Below are 237 nucleotides of genomic sequence, written 5' to 3'. Positions count from 1 at the left end.
ACCAATTGATTAAAAGTCAACTGCTCTACCAACTGAGCTAACGACCCATTCGGGTGCTGACTTCGAAGATTTTACTCGGTTCCACTTTGAAGTGGTGGGTCGTGCAGGATTCGAACCTGCGACCAATTGATTAAAAGTCAACTGCTCTACCAACTGAGCTAACGACCCCTTGCGGGATTTTTTCTTCGAAGTGGTGGGTCGTGCAGGATTCGAACCTGCGACCAATTGATTAAAAGT

General features: G+C 46.4%; 1 tRNA gene. It reads right to left on the bottom strand.

Annotation, left to right across the window (positions count from 1 at the left end):
• Positions 1 to 92: 92 nt before the first annotated feature.
• A tRNA-Lys gene (locus tag LDK53_RS22925) sits at positions 93 to 168 on the bottom strand.
• Between the last annotated feature and the right edge of the window lie 69 nt (positions 169 to 237).

The sequence above is a fragment of the Enterobacter sp. K16B genome (genome assembly GCF_020216105.1).
Taxonomy (GTDB): Bacteria; Pseudomonadota; Gammaproteobacteria; order Enterobacterales; family Enterobacteriaceae; genus Enterobacter; species Enterobacter sichuanensis.
The sequence above is the reverse complement of the archived record's forward strand: the minus strand, read 5'-3'. Positions and strand labels throughout refer to the sequence as shown.